The organism is Serratia sp. NPDC087055 (assembly GCF_044900985.1).
GTDB lineage: Bacteria > Pseudomonadota > Gammaproteobacteria > Enterobacterales > Enterobacteriaceae > Serratia.
The window spans coordinates 511,764-533,724 of sequence record NZ_JBJDOG010000001.1 but is presented as its reverse complement, the minus strand read 5'-3'; the positions used below and the strand labels follow the sequence as shown (position 1 = coordinate 533,724).

Annotated in this window: 24 protein-coding genes; 7 read left to right on the top strand and 17 right to left on the bottom strand. The window is 52.2% G+C overall.

Features of this window, described 5'->3' with window-relative positions; genetic code table 11:
- Positions 1 to 50: 50 nt before the first annotated feature.
- Positions 51 to 635 carry a flagellar transcriptional regulator FlhC gene (flhC, locus tag ACI2J2_RS02490; protein WP_209635605.1) on the bottom strand — a complete coding sequence of 195 codons (585 nt, stop codon included), beginning with the start codon at positions 633 to 635 and terminating at the stop codon, positions 51 to 53.
- Entirely contained in the window at positions 635 to 985 is a 351-nt protein-coding gene (flhD, locus tag ACI2J2_RS02485; protein WP_209635607.1) for a flagellar transcriptional regulator FlhD, read from the bottom strand. Before flhD ends, flhC begins: the two co-directional genes overlap by 1 nt.
- Before the next feature lie 1,462 nt (positions 986 to 2,447).
- On the opposite strand from flhD, the gene ydgT reads away from it, so the two are divergent.
- The 3 genes from ydgT to ACI2J2_RS02470 all read left to right on the top strand — a co-directional run bounded on the left by ydgT (position 2,448) and on the right by ACI2J2_RS02470 (position 4,345).
- Positions 2,448 to 2,663, top strand: coding sequence for a transcription modulator YdgT (gene ydgT / locus ACI2J2_RS02480; RefSeq protein ID WP_012145712.1), 216 nt, complete (start codon positions 2,448 to 2,450; stop codon positions 2,661 to 2,663).
- 150 nt (positions 2,664 to 2,813) lie between these two features.
- Entirely contained in the window at positions 2,814 to 3,233 is a 420-nt protein-coding gene (uspC, locus tag ACI2J2_RS02475) for a universal stress protein UspC (RefSeq protein WP_404759350.1), read from the top strand.
- Positions 3,234 to 3,310: 77 nt separating this feature from the next.
- A complete protein-coding gene (locus tag ACI2J2_RS02470) occupies positions 3,311 to 4,345 on the top strand; it encodes an NADP-dependent oxidoreductase (protein WP_209635611.1) in 1,035 nt (344 codons plus the stop codon).
- A gap of 42 nt (positions 4,346 to 4,387) precedes the next feature.
- Here the strand turns inward: ACI2J2_RS02470 and pcp are convergent, their stop codons facing one another.
- Positions 4,388 to 5,035 (bottom strand): pyroglutamyl-peptidase I, encoded by a 648-nt coding sequence (gene pcp / locus ACI2J2_RS02465; RefSeq protein ID WP_209635613.1) that lies wholly within the window; start codon positions 5,033 to 5,035, stop codon positions 4,388 to 4,390.
- Between the two features lie 98 nt (positions 5,036 to 5,133).
- Between pcp and ACI2J2_RS02460 the strand changes: the two genes are divergently transcribed.
- Positions 5,134 to 6,066: a LysR family transcriptional regulator gene (locus ACI2J2_RS02460; RefSeq protein ID WP_209635615.1), complete on the top strand. Its 933-nt coding sequence runs from the start codon at positions 5,134 to 5,136 to the stop codon at positions 6,064 to 6,066.
- Positions 6,067 to 6,089: 23 nt separating this feature from the next.
- Here ACI2J2_RS02460 and sbmC read toward each other — a convergent pair whose 3' ends face one another.
- From sbmC to ACI2J2_RS02410, 10 genes are all read right to left on the bottom strand, one after another.
- Positions 6,090 to 6,560, bottom strand: a complete 471-nt coding sequence (sbmC, locus tag ACI2J2_RS02455) for a DNA gyrase inhibitor SbmC (RefSeq protein ID WP_404759349.1) — start codon at positions 6,558 to 6,560, stop codon at positions 6,090 to 6,092.
- 31 nt (positions 6,561 to 6,591) lie between these two features.
- Positions 6,592 to 7,434, bottom strand: a complete 843-nt coding sequence (gene kynA / locus ACI2J2_RS02450; protein ID WP_209635619.1) for a tryptophan 2,3-dioxygenase — start codon at positions 7,432 to 7,434, stop codon at positions 6,592 to 6,594.
- 238 nt (positions 7,435 to 7,672) lie between these two features.
- Complete coding sequence (locus tag ACI2J2_RS02445; RefSeq protein WP_404759348.1) at positions 7,673 to 8,182, bottom strand: MaoC family dehydratase; 510 nt, start codon at positions 8,180 to 8,182, stop codon at positions 7,673 to 7,675.
- The gene (locus ACI2J2_RS02440) at positions 8,176 to 9,126 is read right to left on the bottom strand and encodes an ornithine cyclodeaminase family protein (protein WP_404760267.1); all 951 of its coding nucleotides are present in this window, start codon (positions 9,124 to 9,126) and stop codon (positions 8,176 to 8,178) included. Before ACI2J2_RS02440 ends, ACI2J2_RS02445 begins: the two co-directional genes overlap by 7 nt.
- Before the next feature lie 2 nt (positions 9,127 to 9,128).
- Positions 9,129 to 10,130 carry a 4-hydroxy-2-oxovalerate aldolase gene (dmpG, locus tag ACI2J2_RS02435; protein ID WP_209635625.1) on the bottom strand — a complete coding sequence of 334 codons (1,002 nt, stop codon included), beginning with the start codon at positions 10,128 to 10,130 and terminating at the stop codon, positions 9,129 to 9,131.
- Positions 10,114 to 11,001, bottom strand: a complete 888-nt coding sequence (locus tag ACI2J2_RS02430) for an acetylating acetaldehyde dehydrogenase (protein WP_265553926.1) — start codon at positions 10,999 to 11,001, stop codon at positions 10,114 to 10,116. Before ACI2J2_RS02430 ends, dmpG begins: the two co-directional genes overlap by 17 nt.
- Entirely contained in the window at positions 10,998 to 11,861 is an 864-nt protein-coding gene (locus ACI2J2_RS02425) for a CoA ester lyase (RefSeq protein WP_209635629.1), read from the bottom strand. The genes ACI2J2_RS02430 and ACI2J2_RS02425 overlap by 4 nt, the downstream gene beginning before the upstream one ends.
- Positions 11,858 to 13,081 carry an aminotransferase class I/II-fold pyridoxal phosphate-dependent enzyme gene (locus ACI2J2_RS02420; RefSeq protein ID WP_209635631.1) on the bottom strand — a complete coding sequence of 408 codons (1,224 nt, stop codon included), beginning with the start codon at positions 13,079 to 13,081 and terminating at the stop codon, positions 11,858 to 11,860. Before ACI2J2_RS02420 ends, ACI2J2_RS02425 begins: the two co-directional genes overlap by 4 nt.
- Positions 13,078 to 13,935, bottom strand: a complete 858-nt coding sequence (locus ACI2J2_RS02415; protein WP_265553928.1) for a cupin-like domain-containing protein — start codon at positions 13,933 to 13,935, stop codon at positions 13,078 to 13,080. The genes ACI2J2_RS02420 and ACI2J2_RS02415 overlap by 4 nt, the downstream gene beginning before the upstream one ends.
- A 42-nt stretch (positions 13,936 to 13,977) precedes the next feature.
- On the bottom strand, positions 13,978 to 15,204 hold the full coding sequence (locus ACI2J2_RS02410) for an MFS transporter (RefSeq protein ID WP_404759347.1): 1,227 nt from the start codon (positions 15,202 to 15,204) through the stop codon (positions 13,978 to 13,980).
- Positions 15,205 to 15,802: 598 nt separating this feature from the next.
- Here ACI2J2_RS02410 and ACI2J2_RS02405 point away from each other — a divergent pair.
- Positions 15,803 to 17,029, top strand: coding sequence for a Xaa-Pro peptidase family protein (locus ACI2J2_RS02405; protein ID WP_265553932.1), 1,227 nt, complete (start codon positions 15,803 to 15,805; stop codon positions 17,027 to 17,029).
- A 205-nt stretch (positions 17,030 to 17,234) separates the two neighbouring features.
- The gene (locus ACI2J2_RS02400) at positions 17,235 to 18,203 is read left to right on the top strand and encodes a Dyp-type peroxidase (protein ID WP_265553934.1); all 969 of its coding nucleotides are present in this window, start codon (positions 17,235 to 17,237) and stop codon (positions 18,201 to 18,203) included.
- A 194-nt stretch (positions 18,204 to 18,397) separates the two neighbouring features.
- Here the strand turns inward: ACI2J2_RS02400 and arsC are convergent, their stop codons facing one another.
- From arsC to ACI2J2_RS02385, 3 genes are all read right to left on the bottom strand, one after another.
- Positions 18,398 to 18,829, bottom strand: a complete 432-nt coding sequence (gene arsC / locus ACI2J2_RS02395; protein ID WP_404759346.1) for a glutaredoxin-dependent arsenate reductase — start codon at positions 18,827 to 18,829, stop codon at positions 18,398 to 18,400.
- A 22-nt stretch (positions 18,830 to 18,851) separates the two neighbouring features.
- Complete coding sequence (locus tag ACI2J2_RS02390; RefSeq protein WP_404759345.1) at positions 18,852 to 20,135, bottom strand: arsenic transporter; 1,284 nt, start codon at positions 20,133 to 20,135, stop codon at positions 18,852 to 18,854.
- Between the two features lie 72 nt (positions 20,136 to 20,207).
- Positions 20,208 to 20,540, bottom strand: coding sequence for a metalloregulator ArsR/SmtB family transcription factor (locus tag ACI2J2_RS02385; protein WP_209635644.1), 333 nt, complete (start codon positions 20,538 to 20,540; stop codon positions 20,208 to 20,210).
- Between the two features lie 228 nt (positions 20,541 to 20,768).
- Here ACI2J2_RS02385 and ACI2J2_RS02380 point away from each other — a divergent pair, with 228 nt between their 5' ends.
- The gene (locus tag ACI2J2_RS02380; protein WP_209635647.1) at positions 20,769 to 20,948 is read left to right on the top strand and encodes a hypothetical protein; all 180 of its coding nucleotides are present in this window, start codon (positions 20,769 to 20,771) and stop codon (positions 20,946 to 20,948) included.
- Between the two features lie 87 nt (positions 20,949 to 21,035).
- Here the strand turns inward: ACI2J2_RS02380 and ACI2J2_RS02375 are convergent, their stop codons facing one another.
- Complete coding sequence (locus ACI2J2_RS02375; RefSeq protein ID WP_404759344.1) at positions 21,036 to 21,953, bottom strand: LysR family transcriptional regulator; 918 nt, start codon at positions 21,951 to 21,953, stop codon at positions 21,036 to 21,038.
- Positions 21,954 to 21,961: the final 8 nt, after the last annotated feature.

Below are 21,961 nucleotides of genomic sequence, written 5' to 3'. Positions count from 1 at the left end.
ACCTGAACCATTGAGGGTATAGGTCTGGATAAACCGGCGCTGTCGCCGGCTCAAATCGCGCGTTTAACCTGCTCGTCCAGCAGTTGAGGAATAATATCGGCCAGTTGCGGCGAAAGTTTACGTCTTTTTACTGCGCGGGATGGGGGTTGGCATAAACTGCAAACAAAACTGTTCAACGGCTGGTGTGCATGAGTAATAAAAGTACCGCCACAGCAGTTACATGCGGAAAGCTGCAGCATGCCACTGTCGACGAAACGTACCAATGTCCAGGCACGGGTCAGTGCCAACAACGGCGCCTCACCCGGTTGATAAGGACACTGTTCCAGGTAAAGACGGTAGGCTTTAATCACAGCCTCGACGCCGGTACAGTGCCCACTCTTCATCAAGAAGCTATAAGCGTTATAAAACATCGATGAATGGATGTTCTGTTCCCAGGTCATAAACCAGTCAGTCGAGAACGGCAACATACCTTTTGGCGGCGGGCTGCCGCGCAATTCTTTATAGAGCTTGATCAAACGCCCGCGGCTGAGCTGTGTTTCACTTTCCAGCATCTGCAAGCGGGCGCCCAGCGTAATCAGCTCCATAGCAAGCTGAATGTCCTTGGCTTCCTGAACGATACTTTTCTCTGCCATCATCAAGCTCTTTTCTTCGTTACACTACCGTCTTTACTCGATAGTTCTTGCAGTAAATGGCTTGATAGCAAAATGCCCGTATGGATTTGCTGCAGATCGTCCACGCGTGACTCTTTCGTCAGGCGTTCAATCGTATTGTGATCGTTAAAACGGAAGTGACAGACCAACTGGTTAGTCTCAGCCAGTTTGACCATTTGCGGTAACGTGAGTTGAGCAAGCGCGTCAGCCATAGTTTCATCAATACCCAGACGGAACATCGCCGAGGCTTTTTCATCATTAATCAGACGCTGTGCTAAAAGTAAATATGACAGGTTGATGTCATAAATATGCTTAAGTAATTCAGACGTACCCATATTCCCCATCCCGACAGACTATGTTTAAAAACATACGCTGGGTGATAATTTTTATCGCCCGTGACCTGGGTTTGTTCCCGAAGTTGGCAAATGAATCTCTGAATAACAGTCGTTATAAATTTTTCCACATCACTAAATTCGGACCATCATTCAGTATTTGATACGTGCGTAAACCAACGTGTATGGATGTACAGCATTTTGCTTCAGCAGTGTTTAGCCACCGTGAAACTATTTTTACAAAATTAATAAGATTATTCCTAATGCAGCGCAACTCTACCCCCGAACCATTAGCACACACAATGTAAGTAAGCGGCAATTTTAAATACAATGTGATCTAGATCACAAAAATAAAAAATATTTAAGCCAAATATCACGTAGTCAGTACGTTTTTTAACCTTGTTTTTGCTCAAAAAACAACCATAAGTAAAAAAACGTCTTAAAAACAATGTATATAAGCCAAAAAAATATCTTTTTTAGATCAATTCGAACAAAAGCATTACCAAACTAAAATAACAGAACAAAAATCTGTTCGTAGGCGATAAAGACAGTATAAATAACCGTTTAATAAACAATAAACTATCCGCATTGAAAAATAACGCATGTAAACTATAAGGTTATTAGGTTTCGGATTTGACTTAAACTTTGCCGTATTCGCTGTTTTAATTTTCAACGAATGCTCACGTTCGGTTAACAAGGTCTCACCTACGTTGTGAACAAGAAAACAGACGTAACGATATGTTTCTGGACAAACTGAGTAAAAACGGCAGGTTCTTGAAGATTTTTGACTGAAGTATCCCACAACGATTTATCGACAGGGTTAATTAAAACTTTAATAATTTATCGTTACTGCTTAAAAATAGTTAAATCTCATCAAATACCGACATTCCAATTAAAACCGCCCTGCTTGATTCACCGCCCTTATAAAATAAAACATAGTTTCGTTTTATTTTATGTACTGGTTTCATTATACCTCACGGATTTCACATCACGGACAGCAGAGCATACGCTCATCCCCAGGTAGGGTTGAGTATCATATTCATTGTGGAAATTTATTCGCCACCTGCCATTGCTGAAAGAGCGGATCTTCCGACAAGCCGAATGTACCCAGCGGACCAAGACAAGGCTCCGGCGCCCACATAAACCCGCGCCGTCGCCCTCAAGCCCTTAGCCGACGACGCTGCAGGTAGGTGCTGGCAGCGCCATCCAGCCCTGCGATCCGGATTCATGTGCCTGAGACTTTCCTTATTTAGCAGTTTGATCAGCAGGATGGCATTGCCGATAGCGCACAGGCATATTATTATTCTGAGGCAGGATCGCCTGCGCACAGCCAATTATTACCGTATTGCAATTTATTTATTTGAAATTAATTTTTCAGGTCGCACATCACATTTTTGCTGCTGTCATGATGACAGGGTGATGTTTCTTCGTCCGGCTACAACTATTAACAGGCTATATTTTAATCATGACTGATACCCTGGATTACCTGATGACATTCCGTAAATGCACCAGCTTGGACAGCGTAGAAAAAGTGTACGATAAGCTTAACTATTCTATTGATAATGATATTGAAATCAGCAATATGTATCGTGCTGCGGATCACCGTCGCGCCGAGCTGGTTGCGGGTAAACTGTTCGATTTGGGTAAGGTGCCAAAAACGCTGTGGGCGCAAGTGCTATAATTGCCCTTAATTACTCACGCGTGCCCTTTATCTTTTATTGCTAAATAACGGCAATAACCCGGGATTTATTGACGCGCGTGATACAAAACACATTTATTAACGTCACCAGGCTCTACCCTTTGCCCTAAGAACAGGAAACAGGAGTGGAAGATGGGATATCAAAACGTTTTGGTTACCGTCGCGGTGGCGGCAGACAGCCACCGCCTGGTTGAAAAAGCCGTCTCTATCGTGCGGCCCTACAACGGTAAAATCACCCTGCTTAGCATGATCGCCAATCCAGAAATCTACAATAACTTCGCAGGGCCGATGCTGGGGGATTTGCGTGCATTGATGGAGGAAGAAACGCTGCTGTTTATGGAGGAATTGCGCCTGCGGGCCGATTATCCGATTGCCGATACGTTAATCGTACACGGTGAGTTGGGTGACAGCCTGAACTACGCCAGTCGACAACAGGCGTTTGATCTGGTGGTATGCGGCAATCACAGTGACAGCATGATGAACAAAGTCTCTTGTTCTGCGGCGCGCTTTATCAATACCAGCCACATAGACGTACTGATCATCCCTCTTTAACGCTGAGCACATTAGGCTATTCGCCCTTCATGATGATTGGCTAGACTTAGGTTCCCTGTCCGCATAAGGAGCTTCTGATGTCTCAGTCTATGCACCAAAACCGCCGTTTTTTGTTGGCCTCACGCCCACACGGTGAACCTACCGCTGACAATTTCCGTCTGGAAACCGTCCCCACGCCGCAGCCCGCTGCGGGCCAGGTACTGTTACGCACCGTTTATCTGTCACTTGATCCCTATATGCGCGGTCGCATGAGCGATGCCCCCTCTTATGCTCCCCCCGTGCAGATCGGTGAAGCCATGGTCGGCGGCACGGTATCACGCGTTGTCACGTCACAACACCCCGACTTCAAACCCGGCGACTGGGTATTAGGCTATGACGGTTGGCAGGATTACGCGCTGTCCGACGGCAGCGACTTGCGCAACCTCGGCCCCCACCTAGCTCACCCGACACGTCTGCTAGGCGTATTGGGCATGCCTGGCTTTACGGCTTATATGGGGTTGACAGAGATTGGCCAACCGAAACCCGGTGAAACCCTGGTGGTCGCAGCGGCCAGCGGCGCCGTGGGATCGGTGGTCGGGCAAGTCGCAAAACTGAAAGGGTGCCGCGTCGTCGGCGTCGCTGGCGGTAAAGAGAAATGTCGGTATGTCGTGGAAGAGCTGGGCTTCGATGCCTGTATCGATCACCGGGCACCTGACTTTGCTGCACAGTTGGCCGCCGCTTGCCCACAGGGCATCGATATTTACTATGAGAACGTCGGTGGCGCCGTGTTCGATGCCGTGATTCCGCTGCTGAACACCCAGGCACGTATTCCTGTCTGCGGCATTATCGCCCACTATAACGCAACCAACTTGCCTGCCGGGCCCGATCGCCTGCCGATGTTGCAAGGGCTGATTTTGCGTAAGCGCATCCGCATGCAAGGTTTTATTATTTTTGATGACTTTGCAGAAGGTTTTGACGAATTCCTGCGGCAAATGAGCGAGTGGATTGAGCAAGGGAAAATCAAATTCCGCGAAGACCTGGTTGACGGACTTGAGAATGCACCACAGGCATTTATCGGTCTGTTACAAGGCAAGAACTTCGGCAAGTTAGTGATCCGCGTAGGCGAGGACTAACCTCAGACAGGGCGCAGTCTTAGGCTGCGCCCTCATATTGCCTTAATGCACTGCACCGCCAGTCATCGATAAGTCCTCTCCGACGGTCAATGTGGTATGCACAATACTGCGCACCGCCTCGATCATGGTCGCTAATGCCATACTCGGTTTGCCGGGGTGATTCACCGCCAGCTCATGGCTATAAGGGATGTGGATAAACCCTCCTTTTATTGCCAGATTCTGCTGAGCGATGTGGTGACTCAAACCATAAAAGAGCTGATTGCAGTTATAGGTACCCGCTGTCTGTGACACCCCTGCCGGAATCCCCCGTTGGCGCAGATGATGCACGATCGCTTTTACCGGCAGCGTGGAGAAATAGCCCACCGGCCCGCCGTCCACTATGGGTATATCTATGGGTTGGTTGCCGGCATTATCAGGAATACGGGCGTCGATCAGGTTGACGGCTACCCGCTCAACGGATATTTCGGCTCGTCCGCCGGCCAGCCCAAGACAGATCACCGCCTTTGGGCGCACCCTGTCGATAGCCGACATCAACTGCTGATTGGACAGCCCCAACACGCACGCCAATTGGCAGACGACCACCTCAGCACCGGCGATCCGTTCCCCCGCCAAAGCCTGTGCAACCTGCCATGACGGATTAATCAGATCCCCATCAAACGGCTCAATGCCGGTCACCAATACCCTCTCCATCATCACACCTTATGTTGTTATTGAATCAGCGTGCTCTCAGCCTAAACAACGCGGTATGATTCTGGAAATGGATTATCGGTATATAGAGTATTCATAAAATGAATTTATCAAGCGTCGATCTCAATCTTCTGGTGGTGTTTGAAGCGTTGTACCAAACGCGTAATGTCACCGCGGCAGGCCGCACGCTGAACCGCGCCCAGCCTTCCGTCAGCAATGCCCTGACCCGGCTGCGGACCCTGTTTGGCGACCCGCTATTCGTCCGCAGTGGCGGCAGCATGATGCCAACCGCACGTGCCCACCAGTTGATGCCGCAAATACGCCCCGTACTGGAACAAATACGTCATGCGTTGACGCCGCCGACCCACTTCGATCCCGCCACGGCAAACCAGCGCCGCTTTAGGTTAGCCGCCGGCGACTATGCCGATATCACGCTGTTGCCGCTCATCATAAGCCGACTGCGCCAGGACGCCCCCGGCATTGATATTCGCGTTTCGCGGCTGGATCGCCGCACGATAGTGCAGCAACTTGAGCGCGGAGAAATAGACGTAGCCCTGGGTGGGCATCTCAACGCGGAGGAAGGCATGCTGGTGCAACCGTTGTTTAACGAGAGCTTCGTCTGTATTGCCAACCAACAGCACCCGCAGTTGGCCGCCGGGCACTGGGGCTTGCGAGAGTACCTCACCTTACCCCACGCACTTTACGCGCCGTCGGATGACGGATCTGCACGTGGGATCATAGACCGGCGGCTGGCTGACATGGGGTTGGAGCGGCGGGTTGCAGCGACGTTCTCTCATATTATCGCGTTGCCTGCGGTCGTCGCCGGCAGCGATCTGATCGCCACCCTTGCGTGCAGCGTCGCCAGACGCTTTTCCGATCCTGAAAAGGTCTGTTTCTTGCCACTGCCCTCGGAACTGGCAGTGGCTGAATTTTCTATCGATTTGATCGCGGGCCGGCAGGCCAAGCGAGATCCTGCGCTGGCCTGGCTCTGTAATACCATCGCCCAGTTAAACGTGGGTGATATCCTGATTTAACCCCAGTACACCGGGGTTAGGCCCTACATTTTCTGCACCGTCTGATAAATATCAAGATCACAATAGCCATCGGCCTCACAGTCGTTGAGGTAATGCTCGTAACACACGCCTGCGGTGGGCTTGTAGCCACTGGCCGGCAGTTCTCGCTGATAGAAATCTGCCCAGGCTTTGCCAAAATCGCCATCGGTGATCTGCACGTGATAGATCCCGTATAACCCGGCAGGCAGCGTTTGCAGTGCGAATCCGTCATGAATCGGCGTTGGTAGCACAAAGTCATCCGGCACGGTAAACACCACGTCGGCCCGCAGTTGTTCAGGCGCGACCATCGACGGATCGTCCCAATACAACACCAGCCATTTGCCTATCGGGCCCCCATGTTGCCGTTGCCAGGCCACCAGCTGTTTGACGCCCTGGGGAACGGTTTCCGGGTAAGGCCCAACGACCCGCACGCCAGCCACTTTTTCTGCCCGTTTATCTTCAATTCTTAACGTCATTACCCGCTCCTGACACCCTGTTGAGCTCAACCTACGCGCCAATTTCGGTGCGCACATCCAGTAACTCAGGGAAGAAAGTCAATTCCAACGCCTTTTTCAGGAAGCTGACGCCGCTTGAGCCGCCGGTGCCCATTTTGAAACCGATGATACGTTCCACCGTCTTCATATGTCGGAAACGCCACAGGTGGAAGCTTTCTTCTATATCTACCAGCTTCTCCGCCATTTCATAGGCTTCCCAATACTTTTGCGGATTGTCATAGATCTCTTTAAACGCAGGCAGCAGATTTGGATTGCGTTGATAAGGTTGTGTCCAGTCACGTTCGATACACGCTTGCGGAATAGGCAGGCCATGACGTGACAGATAGAGCAAATATTCATCGTACAGGCTTGGCGCCTCGAGGATCGCCTTCAGCGCAGCGTGTTTTTCCGCGTCGTTACTGAACACTGCCAGCATTGCCGCATTCTTATTGCCCAGTAAAAACTCGATGGACCGGTATTGGTGAGACTGGAAACCGGAAGAGTTGCCCAGCACATCGCGGAACTCAACGTATTCCGACGGCGTCAGGGTTTCCAACACCGCCCACTGCTCAAACAACAGACGCTGGATCTGCTTAACCCGCGCCAGGATCTTGAAGCAATGGCTGAGCTTGTCCTGCTGCACCAAAGTTCGTGCCGCTTGCAGCTCGTGCAGCATCAATTTCATCCACAGTTCAGAGGTCTGGTGCTGCACCACAAAGAGCATCTCATCATGATGCTGCGGGTTGGACAGCGGGTGCTGACAGTCCAGCAGTTGGTCCAGGCACAGGTAGTCGCCGTAACTCATGCGTTTGGAAAAGTCGGTGACAATCGCGCTTTCTAATTCCCGTTTGTTCATCTGTTCTCTCCGCTGCGCCCACGACCGGAAGCGGTGTGTAGCGTGCTGCAACCAGAAAACAATAGTACATCCCCCCTCGCTCCGAATGACTATAAACGAGAGTTGCCTCGCAGTTTTTAACCTTGGGGAGACGGCTTTCATCCCTGCGAGGGCTTTCTGTTTATCCGCTGAGCAAATTGCCCCCGCACGGCTTATCGGCGGGGTTTCATCAGTGAATCATGCACATGAAAATCCTTTTTTAGTCCCGTCCCGATGACGGTTGAATAGCCTCCCGACGCCGTACCATGAAAGACCTTTCGAAGGTGATCACCGTTTCGCCTGTTGATTTGATCCCCCGCGTTTCCACCGTGATGATGCCGTTATTGGGCTGAGACTTTGAGGGACGTTTCGCCAGGATTTTGCTGGTTGCATAGAGTGTGTCGCCGACAAAAAGCGGATCTTTTAACCGTACTTTATCCCACCCGAGGTTGGCGACTGCCCGGGCAGACAATGCCTGTACCGTCATACCGCTGACCAGAGCCAACGTAATGCTGCTGTTCACCAGAACGCGGCCATATTCGGCCTGGGCGCTGTAAACCTGATCGAAATGCAAGGGGTGCTGGTTCATCGTCAGTAGGGTCAACCAGGTGTTATCAGCCTCGCTGAGAGTACGGCCAGGCCAATGTTTGATCGTCATGCCAGGATCGAAATCCTCGTAATCGCCACCCTGTTCTTCCACATATTCATTGTCGCCAATCCGTTTTAACATGCCGTTTTCTCCCTGGATTCGTAAAGCGCGATCGCCGCCGCCGTGTCTTCAATAGCCAGCCCCACACTGCGAAATAGCGTGGTCTGCCCTTTATTAGCCGCAACCTCGCCAAGAATCAGCGCGCCAAGTTCATGAAGCTGCTCCGGTTGGATATACCTTTGCGTGAGCGCTGTGCGCACTTCCCCCGCGTCCTCCTGCGCGGCAGAGGCGGTTTCCACCACCACCAACGCCGTTTTCAGCAACGCGGGATCCACTTCCATCGCCTCTTCGTGGGTACCACCGATAATATTCAGATGAGCGCCTGGCGCGACCCAATCGGCGGCAATCAACGGCTCGCAAGAAGACGTGGACGTGGTCGTGCAGATAATCTCGGCGCCCTGCACTGTGTCGAACAAGGTCTGACAGATGACAACCTCCGCCGTCGTTACCGTTCTGGCCCACTGTGCGAACGCCTCGGTTCTGGCCTTTGTGCGGGAATAAATCCGCACTCGGGTAATCGGACGCACGGCAAGCATCGCCAGCAGGGTTGCCCGAGCCTGCACACCTGCCCCCAAAATGGCCAGATCAGCGGCCCGCGCAGGCGCACACAACTGGGTTGCCAAACCTGCAACCGCGCTGGTTCTCACGGCGGTTAAGGCGGCGCCGTCGAGTAACGCCAGCATCTGACCGGTATTGATGTCCGTCAGCACCACCACGCCGTGAATGAGCGGAAGCCCCTGCATGGAATTGCCGGGCGTCAGCGTGGTTATCTTGACACTGGCAACACCGCGTTTAATCCAGCCCGCGGGGCTGATTAACATTTCGGAGGGGCCATGGTTCAATAACGTTCGCGACGGCGATTGCGCTTTCCCGCCGCGTAAATCCTGGAAGACCTCGCTCAGGTTGGCCATCACATGCCGAAGTGGGGTATTTCCAGACATGTCGTCTTCGTTGATGATTTGCATCGTCACATGGCCACCCGCTTCAATTCGGCCACCACCTCAACGATAAGGTCTTCTTGTCCGGCAACGGCTTGGCGTTTCCCCAGTTCGAAGAAAACATCTCGCGGATCGACCCCTGCGCTACCTGCATGGTTGATGACCGGGTTTTTGAACCCCGAGAACACGCCCGCCAGGCCGCTGACGATGCCCAGGGAGTCGATCATCGGCGGGGTCACCATTAACTCGCGGGCAGCCAGTTCGGCAGCATCAAGGAAGCGATAAAGATCTATGCCTGTTTTAAACGCCAGACGCTCTAACACCGGCACCAAAACTTCAAGTTGGGTATTCCCCGCTCCAGCGCCGAATCCCCGTGCGCAACCATCAATAAGGGTGGCGCCAGCTTGTGCAGCAGCCACCGAGTTAGCCACCGCCATCCCCAAATTGTTGTGCCCGTGGAAAATCAGCGGCACATCGACCTGCATTCGCATCGCCGTGATGCGCGCAGTCACATCCTGTGGCAAAAGACTGCCAGCCGAATCCATGATGCCGACAGCCTGAGCGCCGTACCTCACTAACTGCTCGGCCTGCGCAGCCAGTTCCTCAGGCGTTGCCATGTGACTCATCATCAACACTGCGTGTGCCTCCGCCCCTTGCTCACGCAACCATCCCACATGGCGTTCGGCAAGAGTCGCTTCCGTACAATGGGTGCCGATGCGGACCACGTCTGTGCCAAGGGTAAGGGCTTTTGACAAGTCAGCGATGGTTCCCCAACCGGGCAGCATAAACACCCCCATCCTGGTGTTCGTCAATGACTCACGCACGATAGCCAGCATCGCATCATCACTCAATGCGGCACGCCCCACCTGATAGGAAGAAGCGCCAAGCCCATTACCGTGGCCAACCTCGACAATCGAAACACCCGTTTTATTGACCGCGGTCGCGTAGTCTCGCAGCTGATCCGCCGTGAGTTGGTGTTTGACCGCATGCTGTCCATCGCGCAGGGTTGAATCGTTAATTAGGATAGCCATTTGCACCCTCCGTTTTGTTTCGATAAGCGGCGTACTGTTCTGCAACCAAAATGGCGGCTGAATTGATCAGATCCAGATTCCCTGCGTATTCGGGCATCACACGGCTACTGGCGACCACCTCCAGAGAAATCGACACGCGCCCTTCGGTGACCTTGCACGCTGTCAACGTATAGCCCACGGAGAATTCACGCACCGCCGCAGCCGCAGCGGTGACGACAGGCGTGATCTGTTCCGTTGTCGCGCCCGGGATATCGGCAAAAATCGTGACTCTGAACATGGCAGGCGGTGCCGCTGGGCTGATGTTGAGGATTGCCTTGGTGTTTGCCACGCCGGTGAAGGCGCTGAGTGCAATCTGCGTTGTTTCCACATACTCATCGATGTTGATTCGGGTTGCTCGCCCGAGAATGTCACTGGCAACCGTCGCAACCACTTCAATATCGTTCATGACGAAGTGCTGGCTCAGCGCATGCAAGATAGGTATCGATGCCTGCCCACCACAGCTGATTAAGCTGACATTGCGATCGGTCAGTGCGTCTGTTCCCGTCACTGTCGGTACGATCATTTTCCCTACATGGCTGGGTGTTAAGTCGATCAGTAACGTGCCTAGCGGGCGTAACAGTTCCCAATGTTTTACATGTGACATCGCGTTAGTCGCGTCGAACACCACATCGAAGGGTTTTGGCGCGGCCAAAATGGCGTCAATGCCGCCAGCGCTGGTCGGGCAGCCCAAGCGGGCCGCAATGTCAAGACCGGCTGAATCCTTGTTACGCCCTGCGAGCAGTTGGCAAGTAAGCAAGGGTGAACGGTGAATCTTATTGACCAGATCCATGCCGATGGCGCCGGTCCCGATAACGGCAACGGAAAGCGTCATGGGTTGCTCCTGTCGAAACGCGCAGCCCACGCCTTGCCTAATCCCAGCGTTGTCCGGGCCATACGGGCAAAAGGTGGCCCCACCATGTGTCCATCCAGCAGGGCAATTCCCCCTTCGGCTGCCTGGACGGCATCGGTGATACGACGTGCGATCAATAACGCTTCTTCATTAGGCCGCAGCGCAGTATTGATCAACTCAAGTTCGCTAGGATGCACGGTGGCTTTGCCGTGGAAACCCAGATCTTTGGCGCTTTGAATTTCCTGAGCCAATACCTGGGGTTCAGAAAGACGATAATTGGCGGTATCAATACAACCAATGCCATGTCTGGCGCTCGCCAACACCATCGCCTGGCGAGCCGCCAACATCCCGGACCAGGTAATCTGAACGCCAAGGGTGGCGGCCAAATCTGCTGAACCAAAAATCAATCCGTCAGCCACCGAGGCCACGTTATCAAGATCGGTAATGGCTTCTACGGTCTCTATGGTCAGATAAATTTCTGGGTACTTGCCCGCGGAAGCGAACGTCTCACGTAGAAAAATGACTTCGGCAGGCGACCTGACCATGGACATGACGATAAAACCCGGTGTCGTGCTGCCGCTGCAAAGCATGACCATGTCATGCAACGCATCAATCGTACCCAGTGCGTTGATGCGCACGGCAATATTTGCAGATGCGGGGGCATTATCGAGGGCGGTACGGCAGATCACCCGTCCTTCGGCTTTGGCTGGGCCGGGAACGGAATCCTCCAAATCGATCAAATGAACATCGGCATCATAAGACAGCGCCTTAACGACACGGTTAAGTGATAAGGCCGGCGTGTACAGAATGCTGCGGGGAATAGCGCGTGCGGTATCCGTCATTGAGGTGCCCTCACATCAGCCAGAATCTTGCACAAACGGCGAATTTGATCTTCTGTTTGCCCGGCACGCATCATGACCCGCAAACCCGCGGTGCCTTTAGCGACAATAGGGAAAAATACCGGTGAGACGTAAAAACCGGCCTCTATTACGCGACGCCCTTCGCTGATCACCGTCTCATCACTCATCGGCACCAAACGGATCGGGTAAGTATTACCGCTTTGCTCTGTCGGTATCAGTGAGTCAAAAAGCGCAATGTTGTCGTACAGTTTCTTCTGCAACATTGGCAATTCAGCCGTTCGGTGAATGTCTGCCGAGGCCAGGCTGGCACCGATCGCTGCCGTATTGAGATTTTGTGAATAGTTGAGCCCACCGCCAAAACGTTCAACCAGGCGTAGCATCTTCTGGGAATAACCGTTGAGCAGTATGGCCGCACCGCTGGTGCCAAAAGCTTTGTTGAGCGTGACCACCATAATGGTGTTCTCATTCAGCGCCGGGCTGTGCGAACGAACATAGCCAATTCCGCGCTCACCATAGGCCGAGATAGAGTGGGAATCATCGTAAAACACCATCAGGCCATATTTATCTTGCAGCTCGGCCAGCGCTTTGACCGGCGCATATCCCCCCAGGCTATCGCTGCCGTCAACCACGTAGCAGACCCGTTCGTATTTCTTGCAGCAGTCCTTGATAAAGTCGAGATCATGGTAATTGCAGGTGACAACCTCGGTTTCATCGGCACAGGCAGGTTTAGCCGCCGCTAACGACACATGAGCATGCTTATCGAAGATCATTAAAGGCCGCACACCGTTACCCAAATGCCCTGACGCAATCAAAGGGAGTAAACCACCGCTGATGCTGCTCGCTGAGACACCGCTGAGAACATCGGCCTTGAACAACTCACCCAGGGATTCTTCCAACGCCTTCAAGACAGGAAGCTGGACTCGGCTACGCGCGATACAGTGATCCAGCACGCCATAACGACGAATAGCATCGATAGCCCCCTCGATGACCTTCGGGTGGGAGTCCAGATTCAGGTAAGAACAACAGCTAAAGTTAATAAACTGATGGCCACTTTGGGTCGACAGAAGGTCATTGTCGAGCCCGGCGATGATCCCCGCGAGCCCATTGTTCTCTGACATATCCCAGAAAGGGTTACCAATACCGATAGCTTTGTCATTGTTGCGAAACTGGTTAGTTGGGACAATTCTCTTACGGCTGGTCATCGAGTACCTTCCTTCTTGGTAGGTTCGGGTTGATAGTTGTAGATGCCTTTGAACTTGCGATAGGCGGCGGTGTAGAGTGCGGAATACAAGACATAGGGCCGGCGCAGGATTTTTAGATCCCACAGCCAAAAATTTACGTTGATGTTTAGATCGTCTAACGATTCGGCCTGGTGCCACCATCCCAGCGGCAAATAAAGCATCTCGCCGGGTTCTAAAATGAAATCACGCTTTTGTGAGCTTTTCGCCGCCAAACGGGGAAAACGTTGAGGGTCAATATTATTGAAATCAAAAACCTGGGACTTATCGCCAAACCCCTTGAGAATTGAGCGCGGGTAGTAATCGCGGCGACCAGGCGGAAAAAGAACGAATCTTTTTCTTCCCTGTAGAGAAATATTGAAATTCTCCAGCTCATCAAAGTGGCTCTGTGTGAAAACACCATGATAACTGATCCACAAATTAGCCGCATTCAAACCGCGCCGAGAAGCCAACAACGAAAATGCGTCGAATCCGAGGATGGCATTAATATCTTCCGGTCGGTGCATAATATTGGAAACCACGCGATACCACGTATTATGGTCTTTCTGATATTCCTCATTCCCCAAAAAACCACGCAGCTGTATTTTCATGGTTTTCCAACGCTCGGTATTTTCCTTATTGCTGGCCTCCCGGAACAAGGTGACATTATCATCACCTAACCGCTGTGCAATAAGGTCATTTGCGCTATGGCTGACATCCAGCGGTAAATCCGTGATAATCACCGGAACATCGGCTCTAAATATAGCCTCAACACCCATAGCAACGAATTCATTAAAGGTAATACGGGGAACGGGAATACCCGTTGTTAACTGGTTCACGATTGCCGTTTTCCTGTCTCGTAATAATATTGAGATAGCCCGTTAAACTGGGCTTGGCGTTGACTTCTCACTGAGTAATGACTGGCTGAACAGACTGGCTAACAAGGCGAGTACACCGGCAGCAACGGCGATCCAGGCAACGTGAGCGGCGCCTGCCTGATCGGAAAGCTGCCCGCCTAGCGATACCCCTAAGGAAAACCCCAACCATCCGGCACTGGACAACCAGGAAAACCCCTCGGACAGGCAGCCTTTCGGGGTTAAGGATTCCAATAGGTTACTGCAGGTGATTAATAAGGGAGCCACCGATATACCTGCAACAAATGCAGAGATCCCCATAATGATGGGGGCATTGGTGAACACCAGAGGCAGCGTCCCCGCACACAGCGTTGCGGACGTGATCAGCAGCAACCGTGGCTGCGGTACAGACCAGTTCATCGCACCATAACAGATACCGCCAACCAAGCTGCCCGCCGCACAAAGCGACAATAGCACGCCAGCCAGAGTCGGATTGCCCGCCTCTTTTGCAAAGGCGATCATCATGACGTCGATAGCACCGAGAAAGATGCCCACTGCGGCATAGGAGATCATCAGCCGACGAACCCATGCCATGCTAATGGCTTTGCGGGTATCTTTATCGGCCCGCTGCACAATCACGGGCTCCGAACGTCGATGCAGCACCAGAGCCATAGAACCACTGAACGTGAGCATGGCGCACAACACCAAACCTGCGGCAGGGTGCAATACAGTGGCTAAAACAATGGCGATTAACGGCCCCAATAAGAAAATAATCTCATCGAGAACCGTCTCTAATGCATACGCCGTTCGCAGTGCCTCATCGGTAACCATTGACGCCCAGCGCGTCCGAATAAAACCGTCAACCGGTACCGATGAACAACCAATAGCAATAGCCGCAGCCATAATCGCCCATAAATGTGCATTAAATAACACCAAGACGATAAGCAGCGTTATTGCCATGACATGACAGCAGCTGGTGGTAATAAGTACCTTTCGCTGACTCATTTGGTCAGCAAATCGACCCAGCACAGGACTGGCCAAGGCCTGTGTAATCATTAACGCCCCAGCAACGGTACCCGCCATCCACAGTGAGTTAGTGGTTGCAGATATTAACATGATGCAGCTAATAGACCGCATCGCCACAGGAAAGCGAACGAGTAGCCCAAATAATGAAAGCGTAGCATGCCCAGGCCCGGACAGTAATCGGGTATAGGAAGCAAAACTGAATTTAGACTCAATGTCATTTGTTTCCATAAAGGACTCTCGTTAATAAAATCACGTATACCCAGGCAAATAAATATATCTATTGAGATATATCCATCCGCTTATAAGAAGATGCGCACAATGCGGCCAGTCTTTAATTGATACGTTTTCACATAGCCGCTGGCGTATAATAAAACCCAAAAACCCCCACATTGCCTACAGCACAGGCAACGTAGTATTTTTAATATCAACATCGTTGTGATTAGTAATTACTAACACACCATCGTGTAAAATTATAACAATCAAATAAGAACATTTAATAGGATGGGCATTAAGAATTAGCAACGCTAATCAATATTATCAAGAGCGTTTTTGCATCATATGAATGCAATTATGCATTCAATTTAAAATACAATGAGTTAACTCAACATTCATGCGGAAATATAATTTCTGGTTAGCTTATAACGCCGTTTACAACAAAATCTGTTGGACAACGTTGAGGCATATCGGCCTCCCGGGGAAAACTGTGCTGTATTCGACAGTTTTCTTATCTATTTGAACCAAGTATTCGCGCTGCGCTTTACTTATGATGAAGGTTTAGCGCCGGAACATTGCCCCCAGATATTTCACATTTCGCAAGGAGAAACGCATGGCTACAGGCATTGGCGGTTGCACGCCTCAAGACGCCCTGGAACAGCTGCAACCGTTAACGGATAATCCGCCTGACATTGCCGCCAGTGAGTATCGACAGCGCATTCAGCAAGCACAGCACCTGATGCGTCAAAACGGTATCGACGCCTGCTACATCAATGCTGGCAGCAATTTGCTCTATTTTACCGGTACCCATTGGTCGCCCAGTGAACGCATGGTCGGCGCAGTGATCCCGGCCGAAGGGGATATCGCCTATATTGTGCCCTGGTTTGAAATAGGCACGTTCAAAGACGCGCAGGTTATTGAGGCCGAGATATTCAGCTGGCATGAAGAGGAAGATCCCTATCGGCTGTTCTTCACCCTTCTGGCCTCTCGTGGGTTGGCGGGCACCGGGCGCGGGCACAAAATAGCCATTTGCGAAACGGCGCCAGTGACGTTGTTCCTCGGTTTGCAGCAGCATGCGGGCGACATGACGTTGATCAGCGCACAGCCTGTCACCGGGCACTGCCGTAGCCGTAAATCAGCAACGGAAATCGCACTGATGCAGACGGCCAATAACATTACGTTGCGTGTCCAGCAGGCCGCGGCAAGTATATTGCGTCCGGGTATCACCGCCAGAGAGCTGGTCGGTTTCGTGGACAAAGCCCATCGCAAAATGGGTACATCAGGGTCTTACTTTTGTATTGCGCTATTTGGCTCGGACAGTGCATTCCCGCACGGTGTGAAAGAGCCAAAGCCATTACAACACAACGATGTCGTACTGCTGGATACCGGTTGCCGCTACAAGGATTATCTGTCTGACATTACCCGCACCTATGTGTACGGTGACGCCAGCGCACGACAACGTTTCGCCTGGCAGGCCGAACATGAAGCCCAGGCCGCGGCATTTGCGGTTATTGCACCGGGCGTGCCCTGCCATAAAGTGGATGATGCCGCGCGCGACGTGCTGGTCTCTCATGGCTTCGGGCCAGATTATCAGTTGCCAGGCTTGCCACACCGTACCGGGCACGGTATTGGGCTGGACATTCATGAGGCCCCCTATCTGATCCGTAAACAGACGCAGCCGCTCGATGTCGGCATGTGCGCCAGTATCGAACCCATGTTATGCCTGCCAGGCGAGTTCGGTATTCGCCTTGAGGACCATTTTTACGTCACTGAGGACGGGGCTCGCTGGTTTACAACGCCGGCAAAATCCATTGACGATCCTTTCGATATCGCACGTTGAACCCCCACCCGGGCGGTTATACCGCTCGGATTTACACATCGCGGCAAATAACCGGTAAACACCGGACGTGGTTCAGAAACCCCTCTTGCACCAATGGCCTCATTGCGCCACCACAGATGCCCACTGACAAACTGCGGTTAATCGGTTGGCGTTGGCGCGAAAATAGATTAGTTTTGAGTTCCGACTTTTTTATGCACCGGATGCTATGACTACCCATACGCAACAACCTCAGGCTGTTTTCAGCCCTGTTACACGCCATGCGATCTTCCTGGTCGCCACGCTGTCGACCGAACCTGCACACCTCGCGACAGTGCGTGGCTGGTGCGCCGATATCAGCGGCGTGATCCGTTCCGTCGGCAAAAGATCTCCGGCAGGAAACTTAACCTGCGTCTGCGGTTTTGGTTCCACGGCCTGGGACAGGCTATTCGGTCAGCCTCGTCCGTCACAACTTCATCCTTTTCGCGCAATAGGCTCCGGTGACCGTATTGCCGTCTCCACACCCGGCGATATTCTGTTGCATATCCGTGCCGATGAGATGGATCTGTGCTTTGAGCTCGCAACACAGCTGATGAACAAACTCGGTGGTGCCGTGACAGTCATTGAAGAAGTACACGGATTCCGCTACTTCGATCAACGGGCGATGATTGGCTTTGTCGATGGCACCGAAAACCCTGAGGGTCATGACGCTTTCGACTACACGGTGATTGGCAATGAAGACGCCGCGTTTTGCGGCGGCAGTTACGTGTTGGTGCAAAAGTATCTGCATGATATGAAAGGCTGGAATTCACTGACCGTTGAAACGCAAGAGAACATTATTGGTCGTCACAAGCAATCCAATATAGAACTGGACGAGGACGTCAAACCCTCGTCATCGCACAGTTCGTTGACGACGCTGGTGGATGAAAATGGCGATGAAGTCAAAATATTGCGTGACAATATGCCCTTCGGTAAACCCGGCATGGGCGAGTTTGGCACTTACTTTATTGGTTACGCACGTTCCCCTCAGCCCATCGAACAAATGTTGGAAAACATGTTCGTTGGCCGCCCGGCTGGCAACTATGATCGCCTGCTCGATTTCAGCCACGCGGTTACCGGCAGCCTGTTCTTTGTCCCCTCGGCGACCTTGTTAGAAGATTTGGCCGACCGCAACACCACCGAAAACGCGGCCCAGTAAATGCCCATGGCGCCACGGCCAAACCAGCGTGGCGTCTTTCTTCCTCATTTTGAGCGCCTTTAAGCGCTGAACTTGCCTAAACCCTTTCACCACGTCAATACCAGAGTGCGACCTGTGGCAAGCAAGGGTTCAGGCTAAGTATTTTGATTGTTCAACTGCGCTGAAAACAGGGTTCGGCGATGCGGACCAGGGGGTTACTTTTCCGTTATCCGCTGCCCCTGGGCATCAATGACAAGTTCGCCATCTTCTTTACTGAAGGGACCTTGTTGTGCATCCGGCAGGATATCCAATACCATTTCCGACGGGCGACACAGTCGGGTGCCGAGCGGCGTTACCACGATCGGCCGGTTGATCAATATCGGGTGCTTCAACATAACGTCGAGCAACTGATCATCGCGCCACTCCACATCCTCAAGATTCAGCGTGCCGTAGGGCTCGACATTTTTTCGCAACAAGGCACGTACAGAAATACCCATATCAGCAATCAATTCAATTAGTTGTTCGCGACTTGGCGGTGTCTCCAGATACAAAATGACAGCCGGTTCCACCCCACTGTTGCGGATCAACGCCAATGTATTGCGCGACGTGCCACAAGCCGGGTTATGGTAAATCTTGATGATACTCATGACGTTCTCTCTTGGATTAAGACTAAGGCAACAGGCGCAGCACCAGAGCGACCAACGCGACAAATAGCACCGGAAACGTCATCACGATGCCCACGCGGAAGTAATATCCCCAGGTGATAGCGATATTTTTTTGCGACAACACGTGCAACCACAGCAGCGTGGCTAAGCTGCCAATTGGGGTAATTTTCGGCCCCAGATCGCTGCCTATCACGTTGGCATAAATCATCGCCTGTTTAATCACTCCCGTAGCGCTGCTGCTGTCAATCGACAGTGCTCCCACCAACACCGTCGGCATGTTATTCATCATAGAGGACAAAAAGGCGCTCAGAACCCCCGTCCCCAGCGTTGCCGCCCATATCCCGCGTTCTGCCAGCGTATCAAGCACACTCGCCAACAGACCGGTTAATCCTGCGTTGCGCAGGCCATAAACCACCAGATACATGCCCAAAGAAAAAACCACAATCTGCCAAGGTGCACTGCGAAGAACTTTCCCGGTATCTATGACCCGCCCTCTTTTCGCGACAACCAACAGAATCAATGCGCCAATGGCAGCTACTGCGCTAACCGGCACACCGAGCGGTTCCAGTCCAAAAAAACCGACCAACAACAATACCAATACACCCCAGCCGGCTTTAAATGTCGGTAAATCGCGAATTGCCTCCCGTGGCCGCCGTAATCGCGACAGGTCATAGTTCACGGGAATATCATGACGGAAGAACAAATGCAGCATCACCAGTGTGGCAACGATAGCGACAATATTCACCGGGACCATTACGGCGGCATACTCAGTGAAACCCAGTTGGAAGTAGTCCGCGGAAACAATATTCACCAGATTGGACACCACCAGCGGTAGGCTTGCGGTATCGGCAATAAACCCCGCAGCCATCACGAAGGCCAATGTAGCTCCTGGGCTGAAACCCAATGCCAGCAACATAGCAATCACAATTGGCGTCATGATCAACGCCGCACCGTCATTGGCGAACAGTGCCGCCACCGCTGCCCCCAGCAGCACAATATAGGTGAATAACCAACGCCCTTTCCCCTTGCCCCAGCGCGCTACGTGCAGCGCCGCCCATTCGAAAAAACCAGAGGCATCCAGCAGCAAGCTGATCAAAATCACGGCGACAAACGTGGTAGTCGCATTCCAGACGATCTGCCAGACCAGAGGAATATCACTGAGATGCACCACGCCAGTCAGCAATGCCAGCCCCGCGCCAAGTGAAGCGCTCCAGCCGATGCCTAACCCTTTGGGTTGCCAGATCACCAAAATGATAGTCAGGATGAATATTACCCCGGCCAGCACCATCACAACTCCTTAGTGGCTTATGCCAAACACATATGAAATTTCATATATATAAAATTAAAAAATTTTACGTTATCAACACACCGCCTCATTCCCCGCCGCGCGTTGTGCCAGTTCAGTCACCTGCTGTTGCTGGCTAAGGTAAGCCTGTTCAATGACTGCTGCTGCCCATGCCGGCATATGCGGCGACAGCCGGTAATAGATCCATTTTCCTTCACGGCGATCAAGCAGCAAACCACTTTCACGCAACATGGCAAGATGACGGGAAATTTTGGGTTGTGATTCAGCCAGCGCCCCCGATAACTCACACACGCAGAGCTCCCCCATCTGGCGCAGTAAAAGCACCACTGTGAGACGCGTCTCTTCCGATAGATTTTTAAACAATTGCAGCGGTGTTATTGATGTCATAAATGGGGCTCCAGGGTCATTGATAGCATCATAATCCGCAGCGAAAGGATGTCAACAATACATATGAAAAATCATATGTGTTTGGCTAAAACAGGCGATTACTTCACCAGACACAAAGCCAGGTTAAGTTTTGGCTATCGATTCTATACGCCAAAGCGACTGTTCATTATGTGCTATTCCCCTACAATCAGCCTGTAACGAAAACACTTCATTCTCAACGGAGGCACGATGTACAACTTCTCTCGTTATCAGGCAAAAGAACTGGCGCTGGCGTATATGAGCGGCAAAAAACACGACTTATCGCCGCAGGAATTCCTGCAGCAACTGAAGACCAGCGAAAAATCATTTGATTATCTGCTGAAGCACGGCAGTGAGCAGCCGCGTGAAGTGCTGGTAAAAAGCTTCTGAATGCCAGGCCGTAACCCTAACAACCCGCTCCACGCCGGTGGCGAGCCATCAGGCCCGCGTATTCCCGGCTGAGCAGTGAATGGGTTATCACTGCCGTGGAACATCCCAATAGGGCTGATCTCCGCCCAGTTGTGCAAGTAAGAAGTCGACAAAAGCCGATACTTTGGCTGGCAGGTATTTACGCTGTGGATATACGGCATAGATGGCATGTGCTGGTAGCCGATAAGCAGGCATTAGCTCAATCAGCCGCCCCTGAGCAATATCATCCCCGACGATAAAGGTCGGCATCTGACAAATCCCCATGCCGGCGAGTAACGCCTCGCGCAAAGCTTCACTGTTATTTACCTGGTAATTACCGCGTGGTTGAAAGCGCACCCTTCCCGTTGGCCCCTCAAATTGCCATTCGCTGCCACCCCGGAAATAGCTGTAAAACAGGCAATTATGCCGTGACAGCTGCTCCAGATCTGTCGGTGTACCGTAGCAGGCCAGATAAGCGGGGGCGGCACATAATAGGCTGTGACAAGGGGCAATACGCCGGGCAATCAAGCTCGAATCAGCCAGTTGACCAATGCGAATAGCCAGATCAAAACCCCCATCGACCAGATCAACCACCTGATCATCCATCATCATAGTGATCTCCACGTCCGGGCAAGCCGCCAGAAAACGGGGGATCAGCGGCGCAACATGCAAACGGCCAAAAACCATAGGTACACTGATCCGCAAGCAACCCTGCGGTTGCCCTTGTAACCGGGTGACCGCATCCTCTCCCTCGCGTGCCACGGCACAGGCATTACGGGCATAGCCAAAATACTGCTCTCCCGCTTCAGTAAGGCTCAGGCTACGCGTAGTGCGTTGTAGCAATTGTACGCCAAGCGAGTTTTCCAACTGGGCGATTCGCTTGCTTACCGCTGATTTGGTGATACCCAGCCTCCGGGCAGCCGCTGAAAAACTCTCGCATTCTACTACTGCCACAAATACCGGGATCGCCGCAAAGTTATCTTGCATTCTTCGTC